Genomic DNA, 26,775 nt, shown 5'->3' with positions numbered 1-26,775 from the left:
AGGCACGGCCCGATCACGAACTACTACGAATGCCTACAAGCTGCGGAACTCCGGTCTGTGGCTTTGGCGCGGATGCGGTTGAGGTGCTGCCAAGTTGCGTAGCGTTCAATGAGCTGGCTGGTGCCGTCGTCGGGAAGGTCGGCGATTCTGGTGGCAAGCCATTGTTCGAAACGCACGAGAGTCTCGTTGCCGCGTTCGGGGATTGGACCGTTCCCGCTCTGGTGGACACCCGGAGATGAGCGGTGAGTTCCCCCAAGATAGAGGGAGCGGATTATGGGATCTACTCGTCGGAGCTTCACTGCCGAGTACAAGGCCAACGCGGTAAGTTTGGTCATCGATGATGGCCGTGCGATCGCCGAAGTTGCACGCAGTATCGGCGTTCACGAGATGACGTTGGGGAAATGGGTGAAGAAGACTCGAGACGAGGGAAACGGTGAGTCTGACCGCCCGTTGAATGAGGACGAGCGGGCGGAACTCGAGCGCCTTCGCGAAGAAGTGAAGCACGCCCGGATGGAGGTGGAGTTCGCAAAAAAAGTAGCGACCTGGTTCGCGAAAGACCCGCGGTGAAATTCGCGGCTATCGCGGACTGGGCTGAATCCGATTCATATCCGGTCACGTTCATGTGTGCTCAACTCGGCGTATCGACTTCTGGCTACTACAAGTGGCGCGGCAAGTCGCGCTCAGCTCGAGACCTCCGAGACGACGAGTTAACAGCGCTGATCGAGTACCACTACGAGCACCTCAACGGCCGTCCCGGCGTTCGGCGCATGCGTGCGGAACTCGCCGCCGGCGGCCACCGGGTCTCGCACAAGCGGGTGTGGCGGCTCATGAAGGTCGCAGGTCTGGAAGGCCGCCACCCGAAGGCGTGGAAACGCACCACCGTCGCCGGAGACAGCCCCGTTGGGGCACCTGACCTCATCGGCCGCGACTTCACGGCGGCCGAGGCGAACACCAAATGGTGCGGCGATATTACTTACGTACGGACCTGGAACGGCTGGGCGTACCTGGCCACCGTCATCGATCTGCACTCCCGGATGGTCGTCGGATGGGCCGTGGCCGACCACATGCGAACCGAGCTGGTCACCGACGCACTGGACATGGCCATCGCTCGTCGTCGACCACCCGGAAAAGTCATATTCCACAGCGATCGCGGAACTCAATACACGTCCACCGACTTCGATAAGTACTGCACGAAAAACAATATCCGACGATCATTGGGGCGCACTGGCATTTGTTTCGACAACGCGGTCGCAGAATCATTCTTCGCGAGCTACAAGAAGGAACTCATTCACACGCGCCCGTGGCCCACTCTAAAAGCACTCAAGAAGAGCACATTCACCTGGATTGAGGAGTACTACAATAGGGCCCGACGACATTCCACACTGGGCTATTTGACACCAGCCGAGTTTGAACTAGGATTCAGAGACATATACGAACTCGCCGCTTAATTGCAGTGGCCACTTTAGCGGGAACACTCCAGATCATGCGGTGGTGGGTGAGCAGGGCACGCAGGTGATCGACGGCTCTGGAGTCAGGAAGCTGGTCAAAGGCGTCGTGGGTCAGTGGAAGTTCGCGTTCACCGATCGCCTCCAGGAGGGCTCTGGCCTTGCTTCCGCGCATGTAGGTGTAGATGCTCTCTGGCCGTTCGCTGCTGGTGAGCAGGCCGATGAGGCGGTGGAGCCGGAGGTCGTCGCCGGGTTTGAGAACCGCGTCGAGGTCGTCGTGCAGGGCGCAACGGATGCAAAGGCCGGCGCGAAACCGTTCGGCTTCGCGGTGGCAGCGGGTGCAGGTCAGGGCGGTGGTGATGCGGGCGCAGTCACGGCATATGGGCTGATTGTCGGGGGAGCGGCCGGGGAGCATGCGGTGCTCGGCGCAGTCTGGGCAGGTGCCGTAAGTGTGGGTGGCTTCGGTGAAGCAGCGTCCGCAGATAGCTCCGTCGGGCCAGTGGAGGCGAATCTTGGCGACCTGCTGGTGGCAGCGGTCGCATCGGTGGTCCCCGGTCGAGCGGGGGCGGCCACGTTTGTGCTGTTCGGCGAGGCCGGTCACGGTGGGTGGCCGTGCGGATCCGTTGCCGCCGGTGGCGGGCCTACCGGTGTGGGCCATCGTCGTCGAGGATGCGGGCGCGGACGGGCCGGAAATCGCGCAGGTCGGCGATGTCGTCGCCGGATGCGGCCTGTTGTTGGCGGCGGGTTCGGGCGTCGGCGGCGGTGTAGGTGATCAGGTCGTTGGGTGTGACGTCGAGGGCGTCGCAGAGAGCGACGAGCACCTTGAAGGAAATGCGCTCGGGTTCCTGGGCGACGATGCGCCAGACGGCGTTGGGCGTCAGGGTGATGCCGCGTTCGTGCAGGAGCTCGGCGAGGTCTTTGGCGGTGTGCACGCCGCGACGTGCCATGATCTCGCGGACCCGCCAGGTGTAGCTGATGTCGCGTTTACTCATGAGTTCTTCTCCGATGCGGGTAGCCCGAGCGCTGCACTGATGGTGCGCTCGTGTGCTCGTTCCAGGGCCAGGCGTTGGTAGTCGGGGGAGGGCAGCGAGTAGATGGACGTCGTCGCGGCGTGTTCGTGGCCGAGCTGGAGCTGGACGAAGGTGACATCGAAGTTGTCGCCGGTGATCAGCTGGGTCGCATACGAGCGGCGGAAGGAATGCAGGTCGAGTCCGGGAGGGAAACCGAGTTCGTCGACGAAGGACCTCAGCCGGCCGATCAGGTGCGAGGCACCGACCAGGGCGCCGCTACTGGTGGGGAAGCAGTCGGTGACAGGGTGCCCGTACCGCGGTAGCCCGTGGCGGATCCACTGGTCGATCATCTCGGCCGACCATGGCCACACGGTCAGCACGGAGCGCACCTTCTTCGCAGAGCCGCGGTGCGGCTTTCCCCAGCGCACGCGTAGGACGCCATGGTCGCCGAGATAGGGGGCCCGGCTGTTGCGGGAGAAGTCCACCACCTGGAGATGGCGCAGCTCATTGGATCGCAGTCCCCAGCTGTAAGCGGTCTTGAACGCGATGGCATCGCGCCACGCTGCAACGGCTCCTTTGCGGCCGGAGTCCAGGATTCGCTCGACCTCGAGGTCGGCCAGATCGAACAGGGCCTGCAACTCGTGCTGGGTGAATGGGCGCTTGGCCGGGCGTGCCTCGGTGGGCTCGGAGTGAGTGACGCGGTTGAGTTCAGTCACGACCTGGGCGAAGACTCGACCGAACTGGGTCGCGCTGAGATCGGACCAGTCGTAGCGCGGATCGCAAGCAAAATCGCAGAACAGCTTGATCGCGCCTTGGTAGGAGCGCACAGTCCCGTGCGAGAGGTTCCGCACCGCACGGGCGTGAGAGAAGAAATCGTCGGCGTCAGCCAGAGTCCATTCCCACGGATAATGCCCCGAGAAGTCCACGAGATTCAAAACCGCTTTGCGGCGGGTGCCGATCGTGGCCGCCGCGAAGTCCTTTGCCCGCTGCTGGCGGGCCCACCCGTCCAGGACGCTTTCCAGGAAGACGTCCGGGTCCGGGGCCTGGTCACCGAAAACAGCGAACGTTACGTTGTCGTCGTCGTGGGTCATGGTGACCCTCCTCAAAGCCCCGAACGTGATTGCGAGTTTCGCACACAGATTGCTTTAACCGCAATGGGCGACAAGGAAACGCCAGCTCAGGGGTGCTCTGTGCCCGCTCGAAACAGACCTCGCCCATGGCGAGCACGTCGCCGCGGCCTGCCGCACCAACGCAAGCGATATGCAGGTCGGGGCTAATTCCGGGAAAGGGTCAGATGCTTACCCGAGCCTTCACTATGTGCGGAGAGCGCAGATAGGGTCCTTTCGACTTTACATAATGTAGATTATCGGCACTTCGGGAGTGGGTGGTCCGTTGAGAACCTTCCGGAGTTCGCCACCATCCGCCGTGCGCACTGCTACGAATGGTCACTGAGGCGACACCGTGTCGCTCGGTAGAGAAAGGTGCGACATCATGCGCGGATCAGTCGAGAACGCTTTCATGCTCATCCACAACCCTCTGGTGGATCTCTACCAGTGGCTCCTCAGTGTCCTCCCGTCGGACATGGCCTGAGTTCCCCGGCGGCGATCCGTCGCCGCCGTTCGTTGCGAGGCCCCGGGTCGTGGATATGGTCGGTTTACCGCCCGAAGGCACCCCGGGGTCTCGCGGCATCTATCCGCTGCCGCCTCCGTGGGGTCCGCCTAGTCGGCCCCGATTCGACACAGTGACGTTTCGCGGGTGGGTGTCCCCGACGCAGTGTGTCCGCTGGGTCATCCGCCCAGAGCCGCCGGCTGCCTGTCAGTCCACGGCAGCGCCTGTTCGAGCTGGCCGGCCAGACGCAGCAGCATCGACTCGCCCCCGAGTCCGGCGGTGAAGTGCACCCCCATGGGGACGCCCTCGGGTGTCCAGTGCAGCGGAAGCGACAGCGCCGGCCGACCGGTCAGGTTGGCCAGCTGGGTGTACGGCACCCAGCTCAGGTTGGCGTCGATGAGCGACTCCACGAATCCCGAGTGTCGCAACAGCGGAGCTGTGCGCGTCGCGAGCAAAGCGGTCGCCGCGCGACGCGCGAGCGGCGGGGTGTCCAGCGTGCCGATGTGGGGCGGGAGATCTGCGAGCGTCGGCGTCATGAGCAAGTCGTAGCCCTCGAAGAAGCTGGTGAGTTCGCCGACGTACTGATCCCGCCGCATCACGGCATCGAGATAGTCCACGCTGCTCTGCGCCCGGCCGAGTGCCGCCACGATCCGCGTGTCCGTCTCGAAGTCCCGGTCGGCGCACCCCGTCCGGCGCTTGGTGTCCTCGACCGACCACGCGAGGTAGGCGAACCAGCTGGTGAGGAAATCGCGGGCCAGAGCCAGGTCGTCCACGGGTTGTGACTCGAGGATGTCGACGTGGTGGCCGAGATCCTCGAGCGCTCTGGCAGCGGTCTCCACAGCGGCGAGAGCCTGAGGGTGGGGTGAGGAATTGATCGAGGACGCGGTGCACACGCCGATCCGCAGACGTCCGGGGTCCGCCCCCACCTGGGACCGGAACGACTCCGACGGGGTGGCCGGGACGTACGGCCCGCCCGGCTCCCCTCCCATCAGGACGTCCAGCATCGCAGCCGAGTCGCGAACCGACCGCGAGATGACGCCATTGGTGGCCGCGCCGTGCATCGCCTCGCCGCGCGCGGGCCCCATCGGGACCAGTCCGCGGCCGGGTTTGAGGCCGACGAGCCCGCAGCACGCGGCCGGGATGCGGATCGAACCGCCGCCGTCGCTCGCCCCGGCGACCGGGACGATGCCGGCCGCGACCGCGGCGGCGGACCCGCCCGAGGAGCCCCCGGGGCTGCGGCTGGTGTCCCATGGGTTCCTGGCGGGGCCGAACAGTTCGGGCTCCGTGATTCCCTTGGCCCCGAACTCCGGGGTGTTGGTCTTGCCGAAGACCACCAGGCCCGCGTCCAACCACCGCCGGACCACGGTCGCGTGCTCGGTCGCCGGTACGTCGGCCAGTGGACGCGACCCGCCACTGGTGGGTGTTCCCCGGTAGTCCTGACCGAGATCTTTGAGGAGGAACGGCACCCCGGCGAACGGGCCCGACAGTTCCTCGGTCGCCCGGGCGCGAGCCGGCCCGTCCAGCCGGCGCACGATCGCGTTGAGTCGCGGATTGACACCGTCGGCGCGCTGGATCGACGCGTCGAGCAGGTCGCCCGGGGTGACCTCGCCCTGCCGCACGAGGGCGGCGAGACCGAGGGCATCGTGACTTCGGAACTCGTCAAAGCGCATGGGGCCGGAGTCTACGCAGCGCGATCAGCGATTGTTCCGGTTCCGCCAGGCGCGCCAGGCGCCCGTGGACCACAGGGCCCACGCGACGAGGATGGGCTGGAAGAACAACCGCACGAGGCGTGCGCGGTCGCTGTCGAGTCCGAACGCGTCCGTGCCCGTCACGTACTGAGAGATGTTGCCGGGGAAGATCGCGACGAAGAACGCCGCCGTCACGCCGCCCACCGCCGGCCGGTATCGCGCCGGTGCGAGGATGAGCGCCGCGCCGAGTCCGAGTTCCACCACGCCGGAGGCGACGACCACGAAGTCCGGGTCGAGTGGGACCCACGTCGGGACCTGTGCCTGGAACTCCTCGCGCATGGTGGTCAGGTGCCCGGTCCCCGCCCCGAGAAGGGCGGCGCCGAGGGCCCATCGTCCGAGATGTCGGACCACCTCCCCCGCACTGCGGCGGCGCACCGGTGTGCGGGATCGCGAGTTCTTCAGGGGCCGGTCCAGTTTGTCCATGGGGGTAGTGTTGCGCACAACTTAATTGAGCGCAACCTAAAAATGGGCGATACTCGGGTGATGGATCCCGATCTCCGACTGGAAGAGCAAGTCTGCTTCGCCCTCTACGCCGCCTCCCGCGCCTCGACGTCGGCCTACCGCCACGCCCTGGCGTCGGTCGGCCTCACCTATCCGCAGTACCTCGCCCTGCTCGTGTTGTGGGAGGAGGACGGGCTGACGGTCCGCCAGTTGGGCGACCGACTACTCCTCGACTCGGGCACCCTCTCCCCTCTGCTCGCACGGCTGGAGCATGCCGGACTGGTCGAGCGGTCCCGCTCCGTCGGCGACGGGAGGAGTGTCGACGTGCACCTCACCGAGGCCGGCGGGCGGCTGCGCGCCGAAGCCGAGACGATCCAGTGTTCCCTGCTGGACAGGGTGGACATGCCGCAGGAGGACCTCGTCCAGCTGCGGACCCTGGCCCAGCGTCTCGTGACCTCGCTCGAAGGAGTCGATCGCGGCGATCAGTAGCGTCAGCCGATGGTGATCGGCTGACGCAGGATCGTCCTGAGTCTGGCGGGATCGGACCTACGGGGGTCCGAGAGGTAGATCTCGTGGTGGTGGCCCGACGGGGTCGCCCCGTGTGAGGGGATGATCTCCTCGTGCATCCGCGCGATGATCGGGCCCTCGTCGTCGTAGGGGCCCACGTGCAGCGTCTGCACCGCCGACCCCTCGGCGTACCCGTCGAACCGCACCCGCTCGTGCGCGTCCGGCACCGTCGTCGTCGTCACTTTCTCCATGGCGGCGGACAGGATGTCCGGGGTGACCCAGTCCGGCTGCCAGATCATCATCGTCCAACTCCAGGCGTCCTTGTCGCGGGCCGTGAACACCCGCGGGTCGTCGGCGTACCAGAGGCCCTCGAGCGGGCCCACCGTGTGGACCCGTCCCAGCGCGGCCCGGGCGGCGGCGCGCACGGCGTAGGACGTGGCGTACAGCGCCTCGACGGCGGCCCTGTACTCCGGCGCGGTATCGGGATCCCCCTGCCCGTCGACCATGAGGAAGTCCATCGGGGGCACCTCGACCAGGTCGACTCTGCCGGCCTTGCCGCTGTAGAGGTCCCTGCGCTCGCGTTTGATGTCGAAGTTGGGCGGGTCACCGACCATGGCAGCAGGCTACGCCGATCCGGCCTGGAGTTCGGCGATCCGGCGTTTGTACACCGCGGTCAACTCGTCGATGTACCGGCGATTCCACCGTGGGGTGATGTGCTTGCTGCAGTTGGCGTCAGCGGCCACGACGTCCACCACGATCGCGCGCTCCACGCGGCCGGAGTACCGCTTCTCCCCCATGGCCCGGAGCCGGTCGATCAGGTCGGGGTCGCTGTCCGGCTCGACCGTGCGCGCGTGACCGAAGACCTTCAACCGCCGTCGGGTCGGATAGTCGACGAAGAGCAGGCAGACGCGTCCGTCGTGATCCACGTTGCCCGTGGAGACGTACTGGTGGTTGCCCGGGAACTCGGCCCAGGCGAGGGTCGTGTCGTCGACCACGTGCACGAATCCCGCCGGGCCGCCGCGGTGCTGCGTGTACGGCCAGCCCGACTCGGTGACGGTCGAGAGGGAGAAGTGGTCGGCGCTCCGGATCAGTGCGACATCGGTGCCCTCGAGGGCGAAGTCACCGGTGGCGACGGGGAGGGTGACCCCCACGGCGTTCTGCCGGGCCCTCACCGCCGGTCCGTACGCGATTCCCGGGTAGTGGTTGGCTGCCATGGTCGTCAATATAGGTTGCGGTGCGGCACGCCAGGCTGCAGGGCATGAGCTGGGCGGAGATCGGCATGGTGCTCGGTGTCAGCACACAGGCGCTGCACAAGAGATTCGGACGGACCGCCTGACCGGGCATGATGCCGACCATCCCGGTGGCATGCGTCTCGGTGACGAGGGCACACGCAGGGCAGCGCAGCTCCGCTGAGTACTCAGCGTCCGGGCGTGGCGGCGGTGTCCGGCCTGGGCACGTTCTGCAGCCGGAGTTGGCCCCGCGCGAGCACGGTTCCACCCTCGGCCTGGCTGATCACGACATCCCACAGCTGCTGGCTGCGGCCCTGGAACAGGGCATGCGCGGAGACCTCGACCCGCCCGCCGGTGGATGGCCGGAGGAAGTCGGTGCCGTTGTGGACGCCGACCGCGATCTGCCCCCGGTCAGCGACCGCAAATCCGGCTCCCGCACCGCCGGCGGACTCCACGATGCTCGCGTAGACGCCGCCGTGGACCGTCCCCCACGCCGTGACGTGCCCCTCCCCCAGGTCCGCGTGGCCGCGCAGCGAGGTGGTGGTCACCTCGTCGACGACGAGCCCGGACGCCCGGACGAAGACGCTGGCGTCGGAGGAGTTGGCATCAGGGAACCCGCCGGAATCGGTCATCCGCTCTTTCTACCCGCTGCTGGTTCCGGCTAGGTCGCCGCAGCCACGTACCTCGCCAGGTGCTCGCCGGTGAGAGTGGAGGCACCGGCGACGAGTTCGGCCGGGGTGCCCTCGAACACGATCCGGCCGCCGTCGTGACCGGCGCCGGGACCGAGGTCGATGATCCAGTCCGCGTGGGCCATCACGGCCTGATGGTGCTCGATCACGATCACCGACTTCCCGGCATCGACCAGCCGGTCGAGCATCGCCAGCAGGGTCGCGACGTCGGCCAGGTGCAGGCCCGTGGTCGGCTCGTCCAGCACGTAGACCTCGGCCTTGTCGGCCATCTGGGCGGCCAGCTTGAGCCGCTGACGCTCGCCACCGGACAGCGTGGTCAGGGGCTGACCGAGCCGGATGTAGCCCAGGCCGACATCGCGGAGCCGGGCGAGGATCTTGTGCGCGGCGGGGATCCGCGCCTCTCCCCCGGCGAAGAACTCCTCGGCCGTGGCGACGGACATCGCCAGCACCTCGCCGATGTTCCGGCCACCGAACCGGTACTCGAGCACCTCGGCCTGAAAGCGCCTGCCCTCGCAGTCGTCGCACGTCGTCGCGACGCCGGCAATCATGGCCAGGTCGCTGTAGATAACGCCCGCGCCCTTGCAGGTGGGACACGCGCCCTCGGAGTTCGGGCTGAACAGCGCCGGCTTGACGCCGTTGGCCTTGGCGAACGCCTTCCTGATGGGTTCGAGGAGTCCCGTGTAGGTCGCCGGATTACTGCGCCGCGACCCGCGGATGGCGGCCTGGTCGATCGCCACCACCCCGTCGCGAGGCGACACCGAGCCGTGGATGAGCGAACTCTTGCCCGACCCCGCCACACCGGTCACCACGCACAGCACCCCGAGGGGGATGTCCACATCCACGCCTCGCACGTTGTGGGCTGTCGCACCACGCACCTCGATCCGCCCGGTGGCCGCCCGCACGCTGTTCTTCAGCGCGGCGCGGTCGTCGAGATGCCGGCCGGTGACGGTGTCGCTCCCGCGGAGCCCGCTGACCGATCCCTCGAAGCAGATCCGACCGCCTTCGGAGCCGGCGCCGGGTCCGAGGTCGACGACGTGGTCGGCGATCGCGATGGTCTCCGGCTTGTGCTCCACCACCAGGACCGTGTTGCCCTTGTCGCGCAGCCGCAGGAGCAGCCCGTTCATGCGTTGGATGTCGTGGGGGTGCAGGCCGATCGACGGCTCGTCGAACACGTAGGTGACGTCGGTCAGGGCGGAACCGAGGTGGCGGATCATCTTGACCCGCTGTGCCTCGCCGCCTGACAAAGTGCCCGCGGGGCGGTCGAGCGACAGGTACCCCAGGCCGATCTCCACGAACGAATCGAGCGTGTGCTGCAACGAGTCCAGCAGCGGCGCGACCGACGGCTCCTCGAGGCCGCGCAGCCACTCCGCCAGGTCGGTGATCTGCATGGCCGAGACGTCGGCGATGTTCCTGTCCCCGATGCGGGACGACCGGGCCCCCTCGTTGAGCCGGGTGCCGTCACATTCGGGGCACGTGGTGAACACCACGGCCCGCTCGACGAACGAGCGGATGTGCGGTTGCATCGCCTCGACGTCCTTGGACAGCATCGACTTCTGGATCTTGGGGATCAGGCCCTCGAGGGTGACGTTGATGCCGTCGGCCTTGACCTTGACCGGCTCCTTACGCAGCAGGTCGTGCATCTCCCGATCGGTGAACTCCCCCACCGGTTTGTCCATGTCGAAGAACCCGGAGCCGGAGTAGATGCGGCCGTACCAGCCGTCCATCGAGTATCCGGGGACGGTGATCGCGCCCTCGGACAGGGACTTGGAGCGGTCCACCAGCGCGTCGACGTCGAAATCGGACACCGATCCGCGACCCTCGCAGCGGACGCACATCCCGCCGGTGATGGAGAACTCGGCCTTCTGCCGGGTGCCGTCGGCCTTCTTCAGCGTCCCCACCCCGGACGCCGACGCGACGTTGAAGGAGTACGCCTTGGGGCCGCCGATCCTCGGCTGCGCGAGACGGCTGAACAGGATCCGCAGCATCGCCCCGGTGTCCGTGGCGGTGCCGACCGTGGAGCGGGGGTCGGAGCCCATCCGCTCCTGGTCCACGACGATCGCCGTGGTCAACCCCTCCAGCACGTCCACGTCCGGCCGCGCCAGGGTGGGCATGAAGCCCTGGAGGAACGCGCTGTAGGTCTCGTTGATCATCCGCTGCGACTCCGCCGCGATGGTCGAGAACACCAGCGAGCTCTTGCCGGATCCGGAGACGCCGGTGAACACCGTGAGCCGCCGCTTGGGCAGATCCACGTCGATCGACCGGAGGTTGTTCTCCCGCGCGCCGAGGACGCGGATGGTGTCGTGCGTGTCTGCCGTGTGGGCGCTCATCCCGGGTCTCCTCAGCCTGTCCGCTCAGCGGCAACGTTAGACCGCGGGCCCCCGGCGGGAAAGGGCGTCAGCCGCGGTCCTGCTGCTCCATCGCGGTGGCGTGCAGTCGGGCGAACCGCTGGAACTCGTCGTCGTCCCATCCCTCGCGTCCCGTCGCGGCCGCCCATCCGTCGAGGATCTGATGGTCGTACAGGTGGCCGTAGCCCTGCGACCCGCCGATCGCGTTTCCGAGGTCCGCGGTCACCTGGAACAGGGTCAACACGGGCATGTAGAACATGCCCGGATGTCGGCCCTTGCCGGGCGGTTCGGCCAGCCACGCGGGGCGGTCGAACAGCAGATCCGGGGTCCACCACACCACCGGGTCGGTCGCGTGCTGGACGTACAGGACGTGCGGCGGGATCCACGGGGTGTCGTCGTCGCGGAACTCCGCGGGATCCTCCGAGAACCTCACCAGCAGGCCGTCCGCGTACACCGGCTCGGTGACCGGGGTACCGGGGTCGCGTCGCTGTACGAGCGCGTGCCAGATGTGGTTGGAATTGGGCGGGCCGACCCAGAGCACCCCGTCCACCGTCGCCCGGATATCGCGGATCCCCGAGAACGCCGCCTCGCCGGCCTGGGTGCCCAAACTCTCGCCGTAGACGTACAGCTTCGGCTGCGGCCGACCCGGTGGGAGGGAGTCGCGCCAGGTCACCACCGCCTCGATCAGTGACCGGCCCGCCACCTCCGCCTTCTCGCGGTCGGCGAGGAACGAGATCCAGCTGGGCAGGTACGAGTACTGGGTGCCCACGATCGCCACGTCGCCACCGGAGAGCAGTTCGATGGCCTGAGCCGCGTGGGGGTTGATCCACCCGGTGCCGGTGGTCGGGGCGATCACCACCGACTCACGTTCCCAGGCCCGGGTCCGCTCCAGCTCCTCCACCACCAGGGCGGAACGCTCGTCGTCGGTCGGTGCGGACTCCAGACCGGCGTACGCCCGGATCGGCTCGGGCGCGTCTTCGCCCAACAGATCCCCCAGGTGCTGCCCGTCGAGGCCGCCGCTCACGAACCGTCGGCCCTGCAGGCCCAGGTCCCCGAAGTCCACGACGGAGTCCGGGGACCCGGATCGCTCGGGCGCCGTCGGCGGTCGCGCGCCGGGGAGGTCCTCGTTGTTCTGCCCGCTGAAGATACGGTTGGCGCCGCCGAAGAACAGGCGCGGCACCACACCTTGCACCACGCCGAGTGCGAGGACGGCCACCATCACGACGCCCGTGAGCCGGGCGGTGTACTCCTCCACGCCGAACCTGCGGCCCACCGCGCGGGCCGACCACCGGTACCCCGCCCGGATGCCGCGGGCTGCGATGAGGAGCCCCAGGAAGATCGCCAGGGCGACCCACGGGATCTTCATGTAGTCCGCCCAGGGCGGGCGGGGTGAGCGCACCAGATCGGAGACCTGGTCCTGCCAGCGGATCGCCGTGGCCGTGGCCGTGATGAGGTAGACCACCAGGATGTACGGGGCGGACAGACGGGCGAAGGTCAGGAGACGGTCACCGAACGCGAGGAGGTCGGGGTGGAGGGTGATGCGGGGCGCCACGACCCGCAGCCAGAGGGTCCTCAGAGCGACGCCGACCCCGTAGCCCACCAGCATCGACACGCCGGTGACCACCCCCTGGTAGTACCAGGCCCGCGGCAGCAGGGACGGCATGAGCGAGACCCACGCCGCCAGCGCGGCCACGATGAGGCCGGTGACCGAGGGGCGCCAGCGTTCCCACCACGTCCGGAGCGCGGCGACGGGCGTGGTCCCCGCTGTCGGCCGACCGGCCTCTCCGTCCTCGCTCACCGCAGGCGCTCGGCCCGTCTCGCCGCCGCCACCAGGTCCTCGGACATGCGGGCCAGCTCGGCGGGGTCCTCGCCCTCGGCGATGGCGGTCCGCAGATCCTCGCAGGCGCAGCGCAGCTGGAACATGCGGTCCATCAGGTCGGTCGATTCGGCCTCGGTGAGCACGACCGTGCCCTCGGGCAGGTCCTGCATCCGGAGCGACCGGCGCTGCTCATAGGCCCGCTGCCGGCAGGACCGCCGGCAGTAGCGGCGCCGGCGCCCGGTCCCGCCCTCGTCCACGGGGCGACCGCACCAGGCGCACGAGGCCTCGCCCCTCCGGGGCGCGGTCGGCTCGGGTCGGGCGTCGGGTTCCACGGGTGTGAGGTTACCCAGCGGCGCCCCCGCGGTGGCCCGTGGTGTCGGGACGTGGGAACATTTGGGGGTTCCCCTGGCGTTGACACAAGCAGGAACCACGCAGCGTCGTGTCGATCCGCATGAATTGACGCAGACGAACACGGCAGAAGGAGTTCGCATGGCAGATCGAGTCCTCAGGGGCAGCCGCCTCGGTGCGGTGAGCTACGAGACCGACCGGGACACCGACCTCGCGCCGCGCCGCATGGCGCGGTACCAGACCCCCAATGGCGAGGTCTACGAGGTCCCGTTCGCCGATGACGCCGAGATCCCCGGCGCCTGGATGTGCAAGAACGGCCAGGAGGGCCAGCTCATCGACGGCCCCGCGGTCGAGGTCAAGAAGGGCAAGCCGCCGCGTACCCACTGGGACATGCTGCTCGAGCGTCGCTCCCTGGAGGAGCTCGAGGAGCTGCTCAAGGAGCGGATGGACCTGCTCAAGAAGCGGCGCCGCGCCGGTGCGCGGTAGGTAGTACCGAGCGGTCACCGGATATCACCCGGTGGCACCGGAACGCCCCGGCCCCGCAGGGCCGGGGCGTTCTCCTGTATCCGGGGTCGGTGTGCGGCCGGAGCCGGCGCGCACCGGGTCAGCGGCCGACGAGGCCCTTGAGCTGGTGTCGACGCTTCTCCCAGCCCCAGCGGGCCACGTTGACCGCGGCCTCGCGGAAGATCGACTCGCTCATCTTGGACTGACCGACGGTGCGCTCGGTGAAGGTGATGGGCACCTCCGTGACCCGGCGCCCGTTGTTCAGCAGGCGCCACGTCATGTCGATCTGGAAGCAGTAGCCCTTGGACTCGATGGCGTCGAGGTCCAGCTCGGCCAGGGCGTCGGCCCGGTAGGCGCGGTAGCCGGCGGTGATGTCCTTGATGCCCACGCCCAGCATGACCCGGGAGTAGACGTTGCCGCCGCGGGAGATGACGTGGCGCTGCCACGGCCAGTTGACCACCGAGCCGCCGGGGACGTAGCGGGAGCCGATCGCCAGGTCGGCGCCCCCGTCGACGGCGGCGAGCATCGCGGGGAGCCGCTCGGGCGGGTGGCTGCCGTCGGCGTCCATTTCCACGAGCACGGTGTACCCGCGCTCGAGACCCCAGCGGAACCCGGCGATGTACGCGGCCCCGAGCCCCTGCTTGCCCTCGCGGTGCATCACGGTGATGCGCCCGCGCGGGTCCTCGGTGGCGAGCCGGTCGGCGACCTCGCCGGTGCCGTCGGGGCTGTTGTCGTCGGCGATGAGGACCGACACCTCGGGGGCCGCGGCCAGCAACCGCTCCACCACGCCGGGCAGGTTGTCCCGCTCGTCGTAGGTCGGGATGATCACCAGGGTGCGCGCGGACGGCGCGTGTCGGCCCGGCGTCGTCGGATCGGTCACTTACTTCTCCTCGGTTCGGGTCGCGGCTCGTTGCCGGGTGCGGACCAGCGCCCATGCCAGTGCGACGAGCCCGATGAGGCAGCTCACCGCCTGCGGGATGCCACCCAGTCGGGTTGCCATCGTACCGGCCCCGCCCACCTCGACCTGCGCCGCCAGCACCGCGGGCTCGAAGATGCCGCTCTCGGCGCGGACGTCGCCGTCGGGGCCGATGACGGCGCTGACCCCGCTGGTCGCGGCGATCAGCACGGGCACGTCGTGCTCCACGGCCCGCACCCGGGACATCGCGAGTTGTTGGTACGTCATGGGTGAGCGGCCGAAGGTGGCGTTGTTGGTGGGGACGGTGAGGATCTGCGCGCCGCGGGAGACGGGCTCGCGGGCGGCGGCGTCGAAGGCGACCTCGAAGCAGATGGCCACGCCCAGGTCCACCCCGCCCGCGGTGACGACGTGGTCGCCGTCGCCGGGGATGAAGTGCCCGGCGGTCCGGGCGATCGGGAACAGCGCCTCGAGCGGCTCGCGCAGCGGGAGCCACTCCCCGAACGGCTGGATGTACTTCTTGTCGTGGCGGTCGACCACCGGGCCCTCGGCGGGGCCAGAGGAACGGCCGTCCCACACGAGATAAGAGTTGTGCGCTTCGCGGCCCTCGCCGGTGGGCAGGACGGTGCCCACGAGGATCGGTGCCTCCAGACGGCGGGACAGGGCGGTGATCTGGGCGGCGGCGAGCTGGTCGGCCAGCGGCGAGATGTCGGAGGCGTTCTCCGGCCACAGCACGAAATCCGGCGGGGCCTCGGTGCCGGCCTCGACATCGTCGGCGTACTCGGCGGTGACGCGCAGGTGGTTCTCGAGCACCGCGCGGCGTTGGGCGTTGAAGTCCAGGCCGAGGCGCGGGACGTTGCCCTGGATCACGGCGACCTCGACGGTGTCGGTGGGCTCGCCGCCGGTCGGGGCGAGGGCCGCGACGGCGACCAGGCCCGCGGTCACCAGGGGCACCGTGAGCAGGCCGGCGGCGGCGCGGACGGGTCGGTCACGGCGCGCGAGGAGCAGGACGGCGACGCCGATCGCCGCCCCCACCGACGCCACCGCGAACCCGACCAGTGGGGTGCCGCCCAGTGACGCCAGCGGCAGCAGCGGCCCGTCGGCCTGGCCGAACGCCAGCCGTCCCCACGGGAAGCCGCCCCAGGGCCAGGACGAGCGGACCCACTCCCACAGGGACCACCAGCCGGCCACCCCGAGCACGGCGCCGACCGCACGCGGGCCGCGCCGGTTGCCGGGGTCCAGGCCGGCCCGGAGGATGACCGCGGCGCCGGCGCCGAACGCGGCGAGGTACAGCGCCTCGACCACCGACAGGCCCCACGAGGCGTAGGCGCCCACGTACAGGCCCACCCACGGCACCAGGAGGAGGAAGAAGACCAGGCCGGAGGTGAACCCGAGGAGCGCGCCGGTGCGCGGCCGGACCGTGGAGGCGCCGGACGGGGACAGGACGACGACGAGGACGGCGATCGCGGGAAGCGCCGTCCACCACAGACCCACCGGGGGGAACGAGGCCGCCAGCAGCGCCCCGGCGGCAGCCGCGAAGGCCAGCCTGGTGAGCAGGGGCATCAGGTCGCGGGGCCGGCGGGCAGGCCGTCCACGACGAGCGCGCGCAGAACGGGGTCGGGTCCGGTGAGATCCGGCATCGGAGGAACTCCGGAGCGCGGGTCCGTGGACCACCGCTGGACGGCGTCGTCCGCGGCGATCACGGCCAGCTCCCCGGTCCGCCACCTCGCGAAGGTGGCCGCCGTGCCCGGGGTGAGGGTGCCCGCCGTGCCGTCGCGCGCGCCGGCCGCCCGGTGTGCGCCCCGGGTGGTCGCGGTGAACGCCGCCCGCGGGGACAGGCCACGGCCGCCCTCGACGGAGGTCAGGGCCCGCAGGGCGTCCCACGGCCGGACCTCGTCACCGGCCCGGGTGGACGCGGCCAGCGCCACGCCGGAGGCGGCGATGCGCACGAGGTCGATCCCCGTCAGGTCATCGACGAGTGGGCGCAACAGGCTCACCGTGCCCACGGCGGCCAGGGCGGCGAGCGTGTCGCCGTCCGCGTTCCCAGCCCCGGCCCCGCCGACGAGGACCGGGATGCACCGGGCGACCGCCGGCCCGCCGAGTTCGGTGGCGAGGCGGGTGAGTTCGGTCGCGAGGCGCGCCGGGTCGACGGTGTCGTCGAGCACCACCCGCTCCCCCGCACGCACCCGCTCCTCGACCTCCTCGAGCCCGTGTGCGCGCGGCAGACCGGCGGGCACCACGCCGCCGGCGGCCGCAACCGCCGGGTCGAGGCCGTCGGGGAGGCACTCGACGAACGCCGGGGCCACCCAGTCCCCCTCCAGGTCGACCTGCTCGGCACCCCGGAACAGGGCGGGGCCCGGGGCATCCGAGCCGGCCCACACGATGAGCCCGTTCTCGTGTGCCAGGGCGGTTGCGTCTCGTGAGGCGGGCGTGAGCACCCGGCCCCCGGTAGCCAGGAAAGCGGTCATGCGGGCGATTATCCCCGAGCACCGACCGGCGGCCCGGCCGCCCACCCCCCGCGCCTACGCTGGGTGCTCATGAACGACTCCCACCACGCGGCCGGGTCGTCCCGACCCGGGGACACCCTGCGCTTTCCCGGCGGCCGGCTGCGCCCCGAGCACTGGACCGCCCTGGCGGAGCTCGCGGCCGGACATCGCGGCGGCATCCAGCTCACGGCCAGGGGCGCAGCCCGGATCGTGGGCGCGGACCGGGATCCGATCGATCTCGCGGTGCGGGACCTCGAGGCCGCGGGCCTGCCCGAGGCAGTCGCCCACCCCAGGGGACGCGACATCATCGCCTCTCCTCTGGCCGGCCGGCTCGGCGGGCATCACGACGTCGGCGACCTGCCGACGGGGCTCGGGGCCGCGCTGCTCGCCCGCGACGCGGCTGACGCCCTGCACGGGCAGGTGCTGTTCGGGATCGACGACGGGTCGGGCGACGTCCTGGCGCACTCCCCCGACCTGGCGGTGGCGGTGGACGGGTCCGACGGCGGCGCGCGGGTCCACGTCGCCGGTCACCCCGTCCCGCTCCGGGTCGCGGTGGCCGACGCCGCCACCGTGCTGGTCGACGCGGCCGTGAAGCTCACCGGTTCGGCGGGACCGACGCGAGTGCCCGGGTCCGGCGACCTGCACCAGCTCGTCGTCGACGCCCTGGGATCCCACCCCCGGACCATCCCCGCTCCCGTCGACCCGACGTCCCCTCCTGCTACCGATGTAGACGTGCCGAGGGTGGGCTGGATCGACACCGCCGACGGGCTGGTGAGCCTGCTCGCCGTGGTGCCCGACGGCGTCGTTCCCGCCCGACTCGCCGAATTTCTCGGCGCGGTGGAGCGTCCGACCACCGTCTCGGCCGACCGGGTCATCGGCCTGCACGAACTCACCGAACCGATGGCGGAGCAGGTGGTGCGGGTGCTGGCACCGATGGGGATGATCTTCGACGCCGAATCGCCCTGGGTGACGGCTTTCCCGTGAGGTCGGTTCTGTGGTGAGGTCGGCTCAGCAGTTGGGCAGGCTCAGCGCGCGCCGAACCGCTCGACCAGCCAGCGGGCGGCGTCCTCGACGGAGTGCACGGTCTCAGGGACCCGAGGGGCCTGCGGGGTCTCGGGCCGGTCCACCATCACCACCGGTATGCGCAGGTCGCGGGCGGCGGCGAGCTTGGCCTCGGAGGTGGCTCCGCCGCTGTTGCGGGTGACCAGCACGTCGATCCGGTGGCGGGACATTAGCGTCCGCTCGGACTCCACCCCGAAGGGGCCCCGGTCCAATACCAGCAGGTAGCGGTGCGGCAGCGCCCCGGGGGGCGGCTCGGAGCACCGGATGAGATACGACCCCCGGGTGTCCCCGGCGAACGCGGACGCGCCCTGCTTGCCGACCGTGAGCATCGGCCGGCGGAAACGCTCCCGCACCACGTGGGCCGCGGTCTGCATGTTCGGGACGCGGATCCACTCGTCGCCCGCCTGCTCGGTCCACGGCGGGCGGTGCAGGCGGAGCAGCGGCGTGGCCGTCTCGCGCGCGGCGTGGACCGCGGACACCGAGATCTGGTCGGCGAACGGGTCGGTCGCGTCGATGACGGCGCTGACGCCGTTCTCGCGCATCCAGTGCGTTAATCCCTCCGCACCTCCGAAGCCACCGATCCGCACCTCCCCACGGGGGAGTCTCGGCCGCGTGACCTTGCCCGCCAGCGAGGTGACGACGTCCAGCCCGGCGGTGACCATGAGGTCGGCGAGTCGACGGGCCTCGCCCGTGCCCCCTAGCACCAGGATCAGGCCGGGCGAGCCTCCCGGCATCGCGGTCGCGGACGGGGCGACGGGCTGAGACCGAGGGGCCTCCGGGGCGGGCGCGGGCCGCGCGTCCCGGTGGGCCTCGACAGGGGCGCCGGAACGAATGCCGGGCACGAGTTCCCAGCTGATCCCCTCGGCGTCGAGGGCGCCGGTGTGGGCCGGCAGCTCGGGGTGGTCCGTGGGATCGCCCGGATAGAGCCGGACGACCCGGTCGCCGCGGTCGACGGCCTCACACATCCTCGCGGCGGCGTCTGTCGGCGACAGCTCGGAGGCGTCGATGACCAGGGCCGTCGACGGGCACAGTCCCAGCGCCCCAGGGCCGACCGGACCCGGCTCCGCCAGGACGGTGCCGCTCATGGCGATGAGTCGGGAGGCGCGGACGGTGAGCAGATCGACGGGGCCGGGACCGGTGCCGACAAGGTGTACGGCGGCCGGGTCGGCGCCCGACCGGGGTGGAGCGCTCACCGCGGCATCCGCCTCCAGATCGGCTGCGGGACGAGCCGTGCGACGGCGAACATCACGCGCAGCTGCCACGGGATCCACACCACACCCGCCGTGCGCGACTCCACCCGGTCGACCACCGCGTCCGCCACCTGGTCCGGCGTGGACGAGAACGGTGCGGGGTCCATGCCCTCGGTCATCCGGCCGATCACGAAGCCCGGACGCGGGATCACCAGCGTGACGCCCGTGCCGTGCAGGGCGTCGGCCATGCCGGAGGCGAACCCGTCGAGTCCCGCCTTGGCCGAGCCGTACACGTAGTTGGCGCGCCTGACCCGCTGCCCGGCGACCGAGGAGAACGCCACGAGAACCCCGCGGCGACGGGGCTTCATCCGCTCGGCGAGGACCGTGAGAAGCGCGGCCTGCGCCACGAAGTCGGTGTGCAGGATGCGGGCCGCGGCCCGGGAATCGCGCTCGGCCACCTCCTGGTCGCCCAGGATGCCGAACGTCAGGACGGCGATGTCGATCTCCCCGACCCGGGTCTCGATGTCCGCCACGATCGCGGCGTGCGAGTCGAGGTCGTCGGCGTCGAAGTCCACGAGCTCCACCGCGACGGCGCCCGCGGTCCGGAGTGGGGCCTCGAGCGCGGAGACGTCGCCACCGGGGCGGCTCGCGAGCACGACGGTGCGGCCGGGTGCGAGGCGGTGGGCGACGGCCAGACCGATCTCGCTGCGGCCACCGAAGACCACCACGACCTCACCGCCGGATTCGGACCGGGACGACGGGGTTGCGGATGTGGGCATGGGCCCAGTGTCCCACGTACCGCGTCGCGCTCTGCGTCGGCTTACTGCGGTCCGCTCACTGCGGCCGGCTCACTGCAGTCGGTTCACTGTGGCAGGCTCGGCGTCATGGCCCACTCGATGGCAGAACTCTCTGACGAGGCACACCGGTTCCTGTCCGAATACCACCTCGGCAGCCTGACCACACTCCGGCGCGACGGTTCGCCCCACGTGGTCGCCGTGGGCTTCACGATCGACGTGGAGGGCGGGCTGGCGCGCGTCATCACCCGGCGGGGATCGCAGAAGGCGGCCAACGCCCGGCGTGGCGGCCGCGCGGCGGTCTCGCACGTCGACCGCGGACGGTGGCTCACCTTCGAGGGCACCATCCGCCTCCTCGAGGATCCCGACTCGGTCCGCGAGGGCGAGCGCCGCTACGCGCTGCGGTACCGCGAGCCGAGTCCGAACCCCGAGCGGGTGGTGTTGGCGATAGAGGTGGATCGCGTCCTGGGCTCCAAGCAGATGTTCACCGGCGACTGACACCGCGGCCGGGCGCTCGGCGGGTGCGCGCTGGGTGCGCGCCGGGCCGCGGCCTGCCGGACGGAATCAGAGGAATCTCCCGGGTTCGCCTGCTCGGTCATAGCCGCCCGCCGCCATGGCGTCTCGCGTGAGCCGAGGCGCAGGCCGGACGACATGCCCGGGGGCGGCTGTGGCGGACGCGTGCAGGGGCGGGGGGCGAGGCGCCAGGGGCGGGAGCGGATGCGGGCAGGCTGGCGTCCGCCGACTCTAGAGGACGCGCAGGCCGCGCTCGCCGTCGTTGAGGTCGCGGCGGCCATCGGCGGTGACGGCCACGATGTCCTCGAGCCGCGCGCCCCACGACCCGGTCGTGTAGACGCCGGGCTCGACCGAGAAGGTCATCCCTTCCTCCAGCACGGTATCGGCTCCGGGTGCGACGAACGGCGGCTCGTGCAGTCCCAGGCCGATCCCGTGCCCGGTGCGGTGGATGAACAACTCCCCGAGCCCGGCCGCGGCGAGGTGCTCGCGTGCGGCGGCATCGACCTCGCCGATCGCGATCCCCGGTCGGACGGACTCGCGTGCCAGGCGCTGCGCCTCCTCCAGCACCGCGTACGTCTTGGCGACCTCGGCGGAGGGCTGGCCCATCGAGTAGGTCCGGGTGCAGTCGGAGTGATAGCCGCTGGGCAGCGGCCCGCCGATGTCCACCACCACGATGTCGCCGGTCTCGACCACCCGGTCGGACACCCCGTGGTGCGGGTCGGCGCCGTTCGGGCCCGAGCCGACGATCACGAACTCGGCGCGCGTGAGCCCCTCGGCCTCGATGGCGGCGGTGATGAGCTCGCCCACCTCCGCCTCGGTCCGGCCCACCTGCAGGAACTCCCCCATCCGGGCATGCACTGCATCGATGCGACGGGCGGCCTCGGCGAGCTCGCCCACCTCGTGCGCGGTCTTCACGGCCCGCACGTGGTCGATCACCTCCGAGGCGAGGACCACCTCGCCGTCGACCCCGTCCTGGAGCGGCACCAGGTGCAACGCCGGCAGGGCGGTGGACACCGCCACCCGCCCGGCGACCGACCCGGTGACGAGCGCGATGGCGTCGGTCCCGTCCGCCCACGGGTGGATCCTCGCGCCCACGCGGTCGGCGGCTCGCCGGGTGACGTCGGTGAGTTCGAGCGACGGCAGCACCAGCAGTGGCTCTGCCCCGTCCACGGGCACGACCAGCGCGGTGAGCCGCTCGTGCGAGTCCATGCGCTCACCGGTGAGGTAGGACATGTCCTCGCCGGAATACACCACCACGTGGTCGATCCCGAGGTCCCGCGCGCGATCGCGGACGGCTGCCAGACGGTGCGAGTGGATCTGCGTAGTGGGGCTGTTCATGTCCTCCACAGTAGGCCGGGGCCGCAGTGGGCCGGAGCCGACTAGCCTGACGGCAGGTACTCGCTCCCGACCCGACGACATCAAGGAGGCGCGGTGTCCCAGGGCCCGCTCATGGTTCTCGACAGCGCCGGCTTGTGGTTCCGCGCGTTCCACTCCGTGCCCGAGAAGATCACCGGCCCGGACGGCTCCCCCGCCAACGCCGTGCGCGGCTTCTGCGACATGGTGGCCGTGCTCGTGGACGAGTACTCCCCGACCGGCCTGGTGGCCGGCCTCGACCGCGCGTGGCGTCCGGACTGGCGGGTGGAGTTGTTGCCCTCGTACAAGGCGCACCGCGTGGGTGACGACGGCGAGGAGGACGCCCCCGCGTCACTGGGCCCGCAGGTCGAGTCGATCCGCGGAATCCTCGGGGCGGCGGGCATCGCCCAGGCGTGGGCGGAGGACGCGGAGGCCGACGACGTGCTGGCCGCGCTGGCCGCCCGGGATCGCGAGGTGCTGGTCGTGACGGGCGACCGCGACCTGTTCCAGCTGGCATCGGCGAGCACCACCGTGGTGTACGTGGGAGCGGGGATGAAGAAGCGTCTGGCGTACACCCCGGAGGTCGTGGCGGAGCGCTTCGATCTGCCCGCTGGTGACGACGCCCGCGTGTACGCGGACTACGCGGTGCTGGTCGGCGACGCGTCGGACGGGTTGCCCGGCGTGGCGGGGGTCGGTGCGAAGACCGCCGCGGCCCTGCTGCGCGAATACGGCGACCTCGACGGCATCGTCGCCGCCGCCGGCGATCCGGGGTCGGCGCTCACCGCCCGCCAGCGCACGGCGATCACCGAGGGGGCCGACTACCTCTCCGCCGCGCGCGGGGTCGTCCGCCTGGGCGGCCGGGCGTTCGACGTACGGTTCGAGGGCGACGTCGACGGACGCCGTGGCGCCGTGGATTCCGACCGCCTCGAGGCGCTGGGCGAATCGACCGGGCAGGCCCGCGCGATCGGCCGGCTCGTCGAGGCGACCGAGGGGCTCGACGCGGTCTGAGCCGGGCAGGCGCCCGTCGCCCCGTTCCCGTCGCCGCTCGTCCGCGTCGGCTCAGGCCATGTGGTCGAGCACCACACCGCGGCGCAGTGACCCCACGGCGGACCGGGCGGTGCGGGCGAGCTCCGGTTCGGCGACCTGACCGACCTGGGCGAGGACGTCCACCACGAGGCGGGCGGAGCGGACGAAGTCGCCGGCGGTGAGTTCGACGCCCTCCTGCCACGAGGCGGCGAGGATCGAGGCCAGCGCCCCGCCGGAGACCCAGTGGTGCATCACGGGCGCGAGGCCGGCGTCCAGGTCCGGGGTGGTGGGCAGGCGGTGCGCGCGTTCGATCTCGGCGACGTCACCGGCCACCCGCTCCGTCTCGGCGAGGGCGGCGCGCAGGGTGTCGTCGGAGGGTTCGCGGACCGCGGAGTCCGTCCGCGGGTGGGCCACGACCGTGGTGACGACCGCCGCGAGGCCGGCGGCATCGAGCCCGCGCCACACTCCCCGCCGCAGACATTCAGCGACGAACAGGTCCTGCTCGGTGTGTACCCCGGCCAGGAGCCGCCCGGCGTCGGTGGCACGGAGTACGCCGTCCACCTTCTCGAGATAACCGAGGTGCCGGAGCAGGTCGACGATGCGGCGGAAGCGGCGGGCCAGCGAATCGGCGTCGGCGTCGACCTCGGCGGTGAGCGCGGCCACGTCGGCGTCGGCGTGGGCCCAGCGCTCGTGGAGGCGGGCGAGCTTGTCCATCCGGGGGTCCTCGTGCAGCGGGTGCTGCCGGAGTGCCCGGCGCGCCGCGGCGATCCGCGGGTCCTTGCGGACCGGCTTACCGCCGGCGTTCTTCATCCGACCCTTCGCCTTGCCCCGCAGGTGCTCCATCCGCTGGACCAGAGCCCGCTTGGCGCGCCCGTCGAGCTTGCGGCGGCCCTTGGGCAGGTCGACCCGACCCACGGGGATCGGGGGCGAGGCGAAGTCGTTCTGGCGTAACCAGCCGGTCCACCCGGTGTCGGTGAGACAGAGCAGCGCGGGGTCGGACTGGATGTCGGTCCGGACCTGCAGCACGGTCGCCACCATGCCGAATCGTTTGCGGCCCACGGTGATCACGGAGCCGGCGGTCTGCTTGAGCATGGCCGCGCGCACGGACGCCAGCCGGTCGTCCCGGTTCGACTTCTCGGCCTTGCGTTCGAGACGGCTGAGCTCGGCGCGCAACCCCATGTACTCGTCGAGGTCCTCGTCTCCCCCGGCCTCCTCGAGCGACGCCCGCATGCGGTCGCGCTCATCGGACCGGCGCTCGATGGCGCGGGACCGGGACACCAGGGTGCGGTCGGTCTGGAACTGGGCGAACGACCGGCCGATCAGGATGGTGGCCTCCTCGACGCCGAGCTGCTCGACGAGGTTGACCGCCATCGAATAGTCGGGAGCGAAGGCACTGTGCAATGGGAACCGCGGGGTGTCGACGAGCGCGGACAGGGCGTCCAGGTCGAGGTCCGGCTGGTCGAGCACGACTGCCGTGCCCTTGGTGTCGATGCCCCGTCTGCCGGCCCGGCCCGTGATCTGTGAGTACTCCGCGGAGGTGAGCATCGCGTGGGTGTCGCCGTTGAACTTGGTCGTCTTCTCCAGCACCACCGCGCGAGCCGGCATGTGGATGCCCAGCGCCAGGGTCTCGGTCGCGAACACGACCTTGATCAGCCCTGCGGAGAACAGCTCCTCCACGATGGTGCGGAAGAGCGGGAGCATCCCGGCGTGATGGGCGGCGAGCCCGTTGACCAGCCCGGCGCGGAACGAGGTGAAATCGAGGGCGTCGAGGTCGTGTTGTGGGACCTCGGCGCAGGCGGCGTCCACGTGTGAGGCAATACGCCGGGCCTCCTCCCCGGTGGTGAGCCGGAGGCGGGCGCGACGCATCTGAGCGACCGCGCCGTCGCACCCCGCCCGGGAGAACACGAAGTAGATGGCCGGCAGGAGTCGCTCGTCGTCGAGCTTCTCGATGACGTCCTGGCGTCTGGCCCACTGCGCTCGGGGCCGGGCCGTGACCCGCTCCTCGTGGTAGCCGCTCCGGGACCGTCTGCGCTGGTCGGCAGCGGCCCGGATGGGGATCAGGTCCCCATCGGTGTAGAGCATGTGGGCCAGCGGCACGGGACGGTGCTCGGACAGCACCACCGCGGTGTCGCCACGGATCTCGGTGATCCAGTCGCCCAGCTCGTCGGTGTTGCTCAGGGTGGCGGACAGCCCGACCAGGCGGACGGCCGGATCGAGCGTGAGGATGATCTCCTCCCACACGACGCCCCTCGAGCGGTCCCCGAGGTAGTGGATCTCGTCCATCACCACGCAGTCCAGGTCGTGGAGCGCCGACGAGCCGCTGTAGATCATGTTCCGCAGGACCTCGGTGGTCATCACCACGATGGGCGCGTCCGCGTCGATCGAGTGGTCGCCGGTGAGCAGCCCCACGTTCTCGGGGCCGAAGCGCGTGCGGAACTGCCGGAACTTCTGGTTGCTCAGCGCCTTGATCGGGGTGGTGTAGAAGCAGCGCCCTCCCCCGGCGAGCGCCCGGTGAGCCGCGTATTCGCCGACGAGGGTCTTGCCGGACCCGGTGGGCGCCGAGACGAGCAGGTTGCGTCCCGCGTCGAGGGCGGAGAACGCCTCCAGTTGGAAGGGGTCAGGCGAGAACCCCTCCCCGGTGAGGAAGTCCTCGAGCAGGTGATCGGTCCGGGGACGGTCAGGTGATGTCGTCATAGAGTGAACCGCCACCGGCCGGGGCCTGGAGCGGTCGGGTGTCGCCGGGCGTTCGGGTGCCGGTGTCCGGGGCCGGGGTGGTCAGAGGGGCGGGCCGCTCGAGTGGGCCGGATCCGCCGAGGTCGTCGGCGGGGCCGAGGGGCGAGGCGGATTCGTCGTCGACCTCGAGCCAGTCGGCGCGGGACTTGTTCTTGCGCTTGTCATGCAGGCGGGCGAACTGGATCGCGCCCTCGACGAGGATGGTCACCGCCAGTGCGAGGGCGAGCATCGAGAACGGGTCCTGGCCGGGCGAGGCCACGGCCGCGAAGACGAAGATGCCCATGATGATCCCGCGGCGCGACTTGGCGAGAACCTCGTAGCTCACGACCCCGGCGACGTTGAGCATCGCGATCAGGAGCGGGATCTCGAAGCTCACGCCGAAGATGAGGATGAGCTGGATGAGGAACGTGAAGTACTGCGTGCCGGACAACGCGGTGGTCTGGACGTTGTCGCCGATCGAGAGCAGGAACTCCAACGCGTGGACGATCACGACGTAGGCGAGCACCGCGCCGCCGATGAACAGCACCGCGGCCAGGATGGTGAAGACGACCCCGTAGCGCTTCTCGTTCTTGTGCAGGCCGGGCGTGATGAACGCCCACAGCTGGTACAGCCAGACCGGGCTGGCCAACACGATGCCGGCGGTGGCGGACACCTTGAGCCGGAGCATGAACTGCTCGAACGGTCCGGTGGCGAGCAGGCGACACTCGTCGCCGTCGTCACCGAGCTGTAGGCGCGCCCCCGGGGGGATGTCGCAGTAGGGGCCGGTGAGGATCCCGCCCAACGACGGGATGCCGAAGAAGCCGCTGCCGTACCACCAGAATCCGAAGCCCAACGTCACGATGATCGCCGCCATCGCGATGAGCACGCGGTTGCGGAGCTCGTAGATGTGCTCGATCAACGGCATGGTGCCGTCCGGGTTGCGGGGCCTGCGGCGGCGTCTGGTCAGCAGGCGACCGGCGCCACCCTTGCGGGTGGCGCCGGTGTCCGCGGTGTCGGTCTGCGTCATGGAGGG

Annotated in this window: 26 protein-coding genes; 7 read left to right on the top strand and 19 right to left on the bottom strand. The window is 70.5% G+C overall.

Translation table 11 applies throughout. The features are described 5' to 3' along the window. Positions 1–273: 273 nt before the first annotated feature. Positions 274–567 carry a transposase gene (locus Q2K20_RS08730; protein ID WP_006898371.1) on the top strand — a complete coding sequence of 98 codons (294 nt, stop codon included), beginning with the start codon at positions 274–276 and terminating at the stop codon, positions 565–567. Further along, a complete protein-coding gene (locus tag Q2K20_RS08725; RefSeq protein WP_204650704.1) occupies positions 564–1,448 on the top strand; it encodes an IS3 family transposase in 885 nt (294 codons plus the stop codon). The genes Q2K20_RS08730 and Q2K20_RS08725 overlap by 4 nt, the downstream gene beginning before the upstream one ends. Here the strand turns inward: Q2K20_RS08725 and Q2K20_RS08720 are convergent. The 5 genes from Q2K20_RS08720 to Q2K20_RS08700 all read right to left on the bottom strand — a co-directional run bounded on the left by Q2K20_RS08720 (position 1,420) and on the right by Q2K20_RS08700 (position 6,234). After that, on the bottom strand, positions 1,420–2,046 hold the full coding sequence (locus Q2K20_RS08720; protein WP_317176770.1) for a hypothetical protein: 627 nt from the start codon (positions 2,044–2,046) through the stop codon (positions 1,420–1,422). The genes Q2K20_RS08725 and Q2K20_RS08720 overlap by 29 nt on opposite strands. Before the next feature lie 40 nt (positions 2,047–2,086). Then, entirely contained in the window at positions 2,087–2,437 is a 351-nt protein-coding gene (locus Q2K20_RS08715) for a helix-turn-helix domain-containing protein (RefSeq protein ID WP_017837748.1), read from the bottom strand. Continuing rightward, positions 2,434–3,546 (bottom strand): tyrosine-type recombinase/integrase, encoded by a 1,113-nt coding sequence (locus Q2K20_RS08710; protein WP_017837749.1) that lies wholly within the window; start codon positions 3,544–3,546, stop codon positions 2,434–2,436. The genes Q2K20_RS08715 and Q2K20_RS08710 overlap by 4 nt, the downstream gene beginning before the upstream one ends. 696 nt (positions 3,547–4,242) lie before the next feature. Then, positions 4,243–5,733 carry an amidase gene (locus Q2K20_RS08705; RefSeq protein ID WP_119191665.1) on the bottom strand — a complete coding sequence of 497 codons (1,491 nt, stop codon included), beginning with the start codon at positions 5,731–5,733 and terminating at the stop codon, positions 4,243–4,245. 24 nt (positions 5,734–5,757) lie between these two features. Continuing rightward, positions 5,758–6,234, bottom strand: a complete 477-nt coding sequence (locus Q2K20_RS08700; protein WP_069388880.1) for a DoxX family membrane protein — start codon at positions 6,232–6,234, stop codon at positions 5,758–5,760. A gap of 60 nt (positions 6,235–6,294) precedes the next feature. Between Q2K20_RS08700 and Q2K20_RS08695 the strand changes: the two genes are divergently transcribed. Continuing rightward, a complete protein-coding gene (locus tag Q2K20_RS08695; protein WP_069388879.1) occupies positions 6,295–6,741 on the top strand; it encodes a MarR family winged helix-turn-helix transcriptional regulator in 447 nt (148 codons plus the stop codon). A gap of 2 nt (positions 6,742–6,743) precedes the next feature. Here the strand turns inward: Q2K20_RS08695 and Q2K20_RS08690 are convergent, their stop codons facing one another. The 6 genes from Q2K20_RS08690 to Q2K20_RS08665 form a co-directional block, all read right to left on the bottom strand. Next, positions 6,744–7,373 (bottom strand): GyrI-like domain-containing protein, encoded by a 630-nt coding sequence (locus Q2K20_RS08690; RefSeq protein ID WP_119191666.1) that lies wholly within the window; start codon positions 7,371–7,373, stop codon positions 6,744–6,746. 9 nt (positions 7,374–7,382) lie between these two features. Further along, positions 7,383–7,973, bottom strand: coding sequence for a pyridoxamine 5'-phosphate oxidase family protein (locus Q2K20_RS08685; protein WP_119191667.1), 591 nt, complete (start codon positions 7,971–7,973; stop codon positions 7,383–7,385). A 203-nt stretch (positions 7,974–8,176) separates the two neighbouring features. Next, positions 8,177–8,620: a PaaI family thioesterase gene (locus Q2K20_RS08680; protein WP_119191668.1), complete on the bottom strand. Its 444-nt coding sequence runs from the start codon at positions 8,618–8,620 to the stop codon at positions 8,177–8,179. 29 nt (positions 8,621–8,649) lie between these two features. Continuing rightward, a complete protein-coding gene (locus Q2K20_RS08675) occupies positions 8,650–11,004 on the bottom strand; it encodes an ATP-binding cassette domain-containing protein (protein ID WP_119191669.1) in 2,355 nt (784 codons plus the stop codon). A gap of 67 nt (positions 11,005–11,071) precedes the next feature. Continuing rightward, positions 11,072–12,820 carry an alpha/beta hydrolase gene (locus Q2K20_RS08670; protein WP_119191670.1) on the bottom strand — a complete coding sequence of 583 codons (1,749 nt, stop codon included), beginning with the start codon at positions 12,818–12,820 and terminating at the stop codon, positions 11,072–11,074. Continuing rightward, a complete protein-coding gene (locus tag Q2K20_RS08665) occupies positions 12,817–13,173 on the bottom strand; it encodes a hypothetical protein (RefSeq protein ID WP_119191671.1) in 357 nt (118 codons plus the stop codon). The genes Q2K20_RS08670 and Q2K20_RS08665 overlap by 4 nt, the downstream gene beginning before the upstream one ends. A 157-nt stretch (positions 13,174–13,330) precedes the next feature. Here Q2K20_RS08665 and Q2K20_RS08660 point away from each other — a divergent pair, with 157 nt between their 5' ends. Next, positions 13,331–13,675 carry an RNA polymerase-binding protein RbpA gene (locus Q2K20_RS08660; RefSeq protein ID WP_067714504.1) on the top strand — a complete coding sequence of 115 codons (345 nt, stop codon included), beginning with the start codon at positions 13,331–13,333 and terminating at the stop codon, positions 13,673–13,675. 118 nt (positions 13,676–13,793) lie between these two features. Here Q2K20_RS08660 and Q2K20_RS08655 read toward each other — a convergent pair whose 3' ends face one another. The 3 genes from Q2K20_RS08655 to Q2K20_RS08645 are packed head-to-tail and all read right to left on the bottom strand — an operon-like array spanning position 13,794 to position 17,074. Further along, positions 13,794–14,573: a polyprenol monophosphomannose synthase gene (locus Q2K20_RS08655; RefSeq protein ID WP_119191672.1), complete on the bottom strand. Its 780-nt coding sequence runs from the start codon at positions 14,571–14,573 to the stop codon at positions 13,794–13,796. After that, entirely contained in the window at positions 14,574–16,169 is a 1,596-nt protein-coding gene (gene lnt, locus Q2K20_RS08650; RefSeq protein WP_163375761.1) for an apolipoprotein N-acyltransferase, read from the bottom strand. It lies immediately after the preceding gene. Next, positions 16,169–17,074: an amidohydrolase gene (locus Q2K20_RS08645; protein ID WP_119191673.1), complete on the bottom strand. Its 906-nt coding sequence runs from the start codon at positions 17,072–17,074 to the stop codon at positions 16,169–16,171. The genes lnt and Q2K20_RS08645 overlap by 1 nt, the downstream gene beginning before the upstream one ends. Positions 17,075–17,143: 69 nt before the next feature. On the opposite strand from Q2K20_RS08645, the gene Q2K20_RS08640 reads away from it, so the two are divergent. Next, the gene (locus Q2K20_RS08640; RefSeq protein WP_119191674.1) at positions 17,144–18,076 is read left to right on the top strand and encodes a precorrin-3B synthase; all 933 of its coding nucleotides are present in this window, start codon (positions 17,144–17,146) and stop codon (positions 18,074–18,076) included. Between the two features lie 41 nt (positions 18,077–18,117). On the opposite strand, the gene Q2K20_RS08635 is transcribed toward Q2K20_RS08640, so the two are convergent. Continuing rightward, complete coding sequence (locus Q2K20_RS08635) at positions 18,118–19,347, bottom strand: cobalt-precorrin-6A reductase (RefSeq protein ID WP_240341284.1); 1,230 nt, start codon at positions 19,345–19,347, stop codon at positions 18,118–18,120. Next, complete coding sequence (locus Q2K20_RS08630; RefSeq protein ID WP_119191675.1) at positions 19,344–20,123, bottom strand: SDR family NAD(P)-dependent oxidoreductase; 780 nt, start codon at positions 20,121–20,123, stop codon at positions 19,344–19,346. Before Q2K20_RS08630 ends, Q2K20_RS08635 begins: the two co-directional genes overlap by 4 nt. 105 nt (positions 20,124–20,228) lie before the next feature. On the opposite strand from Q2K20_RS08630, the gene Q2K20_RS08625 reads away from it, so the two are divergent. Next, positions 20,229–20,636, top strand: a complete 408-nt coding sequence (locus Q2K20_RS08625) for a pyridoxamine 5'-phosphate oxidase family protein (protein WP_069389236.1) — start codon at positions 20,229–20,231, stop codon at positions 20,634–20,636. A 246-nt stretch (positions 20,637–20,882) separates the two neighbouring features. Here the strand turns inward: Q2K20_RS08625 and Q2K20_RS08620 are convergent, their stop codons facing one another. After that, positions 20,883–21,989, bottom strand: coding sequence for a M24 family metallopeptidase (locus Q2K20_RS08620; RefSeq protein WP_069389235.1), 1,107 nt, complete (start codon positions 21,987–21,989; stop codon positions 20,883–20,885). Between the two features lie 93 nt (positions 21,990–22,082). Here Q2K20_RS08620 and Q2K20_RS08615 point away from each other — a divergent pair, with 93 nt between their 5' ends. After that, on the top strand, positions 22,083–23,012 hold the full coding sequence (locus tag Q2K20_RS08615; protein ID WP_082923805.1) for a 5'-3' exonuclease H3TH domain-containing protein: 930 nt from the start codon (positions 22,083–22,085) through the stop codon (positions 23,010–23,012). Between the two features lie 51 nt (positions 23,013–23,063). On the opposite strand, the gene Q2K20_RS08610 is transcribed toward Q2K20_RS08615, so the two are convergent. Continuing rightward, positions 23,064–25,724 carry a DEAD/DEAH box helicase gene (locus tag Q2K20_RS08610; protein ID WP_096905491.1) on the bottom strand — a complete coding sequence of 887 codons (2,661 nt, stop codon included), beginning with the start codon at positions 25,722–25,724 and terminating at the stop codon, positions 23,064–23,066. Further along, positions 25,708–26,769 (bottom strand): twin-arginine translocase subunit TatC, encoded by a 1,062-nt coding sequence (gene tatC / locus Q2K20_RS08605; protein ID WP_163375762.1) that lies wholly within the window; start codon positions 26,767–26,769, stop codon positions 25,708–25,710. Before tatC ends, Q2K20_RS08610 begins: the two co-directional genes overlap by 17 nt. Positions 26,770–26,775 lie beyond the last annotated feature (6 nt).

Source organism: Dietzia sp. IN118 (assembly GCF_032905965.1).
GTDB classification, from domain to species: Bacteria; Actinomycetota; Actinomycetes; order Mycobacteriales; family Mycobacteriaceae; genus Dietzia; species Dietzia kunjamensis.
The sequence above is the reverse complement of the archived record's forward strand: the minus strand, read 5'-3'. Positions and strand labels throughout refer to the sequence as shown.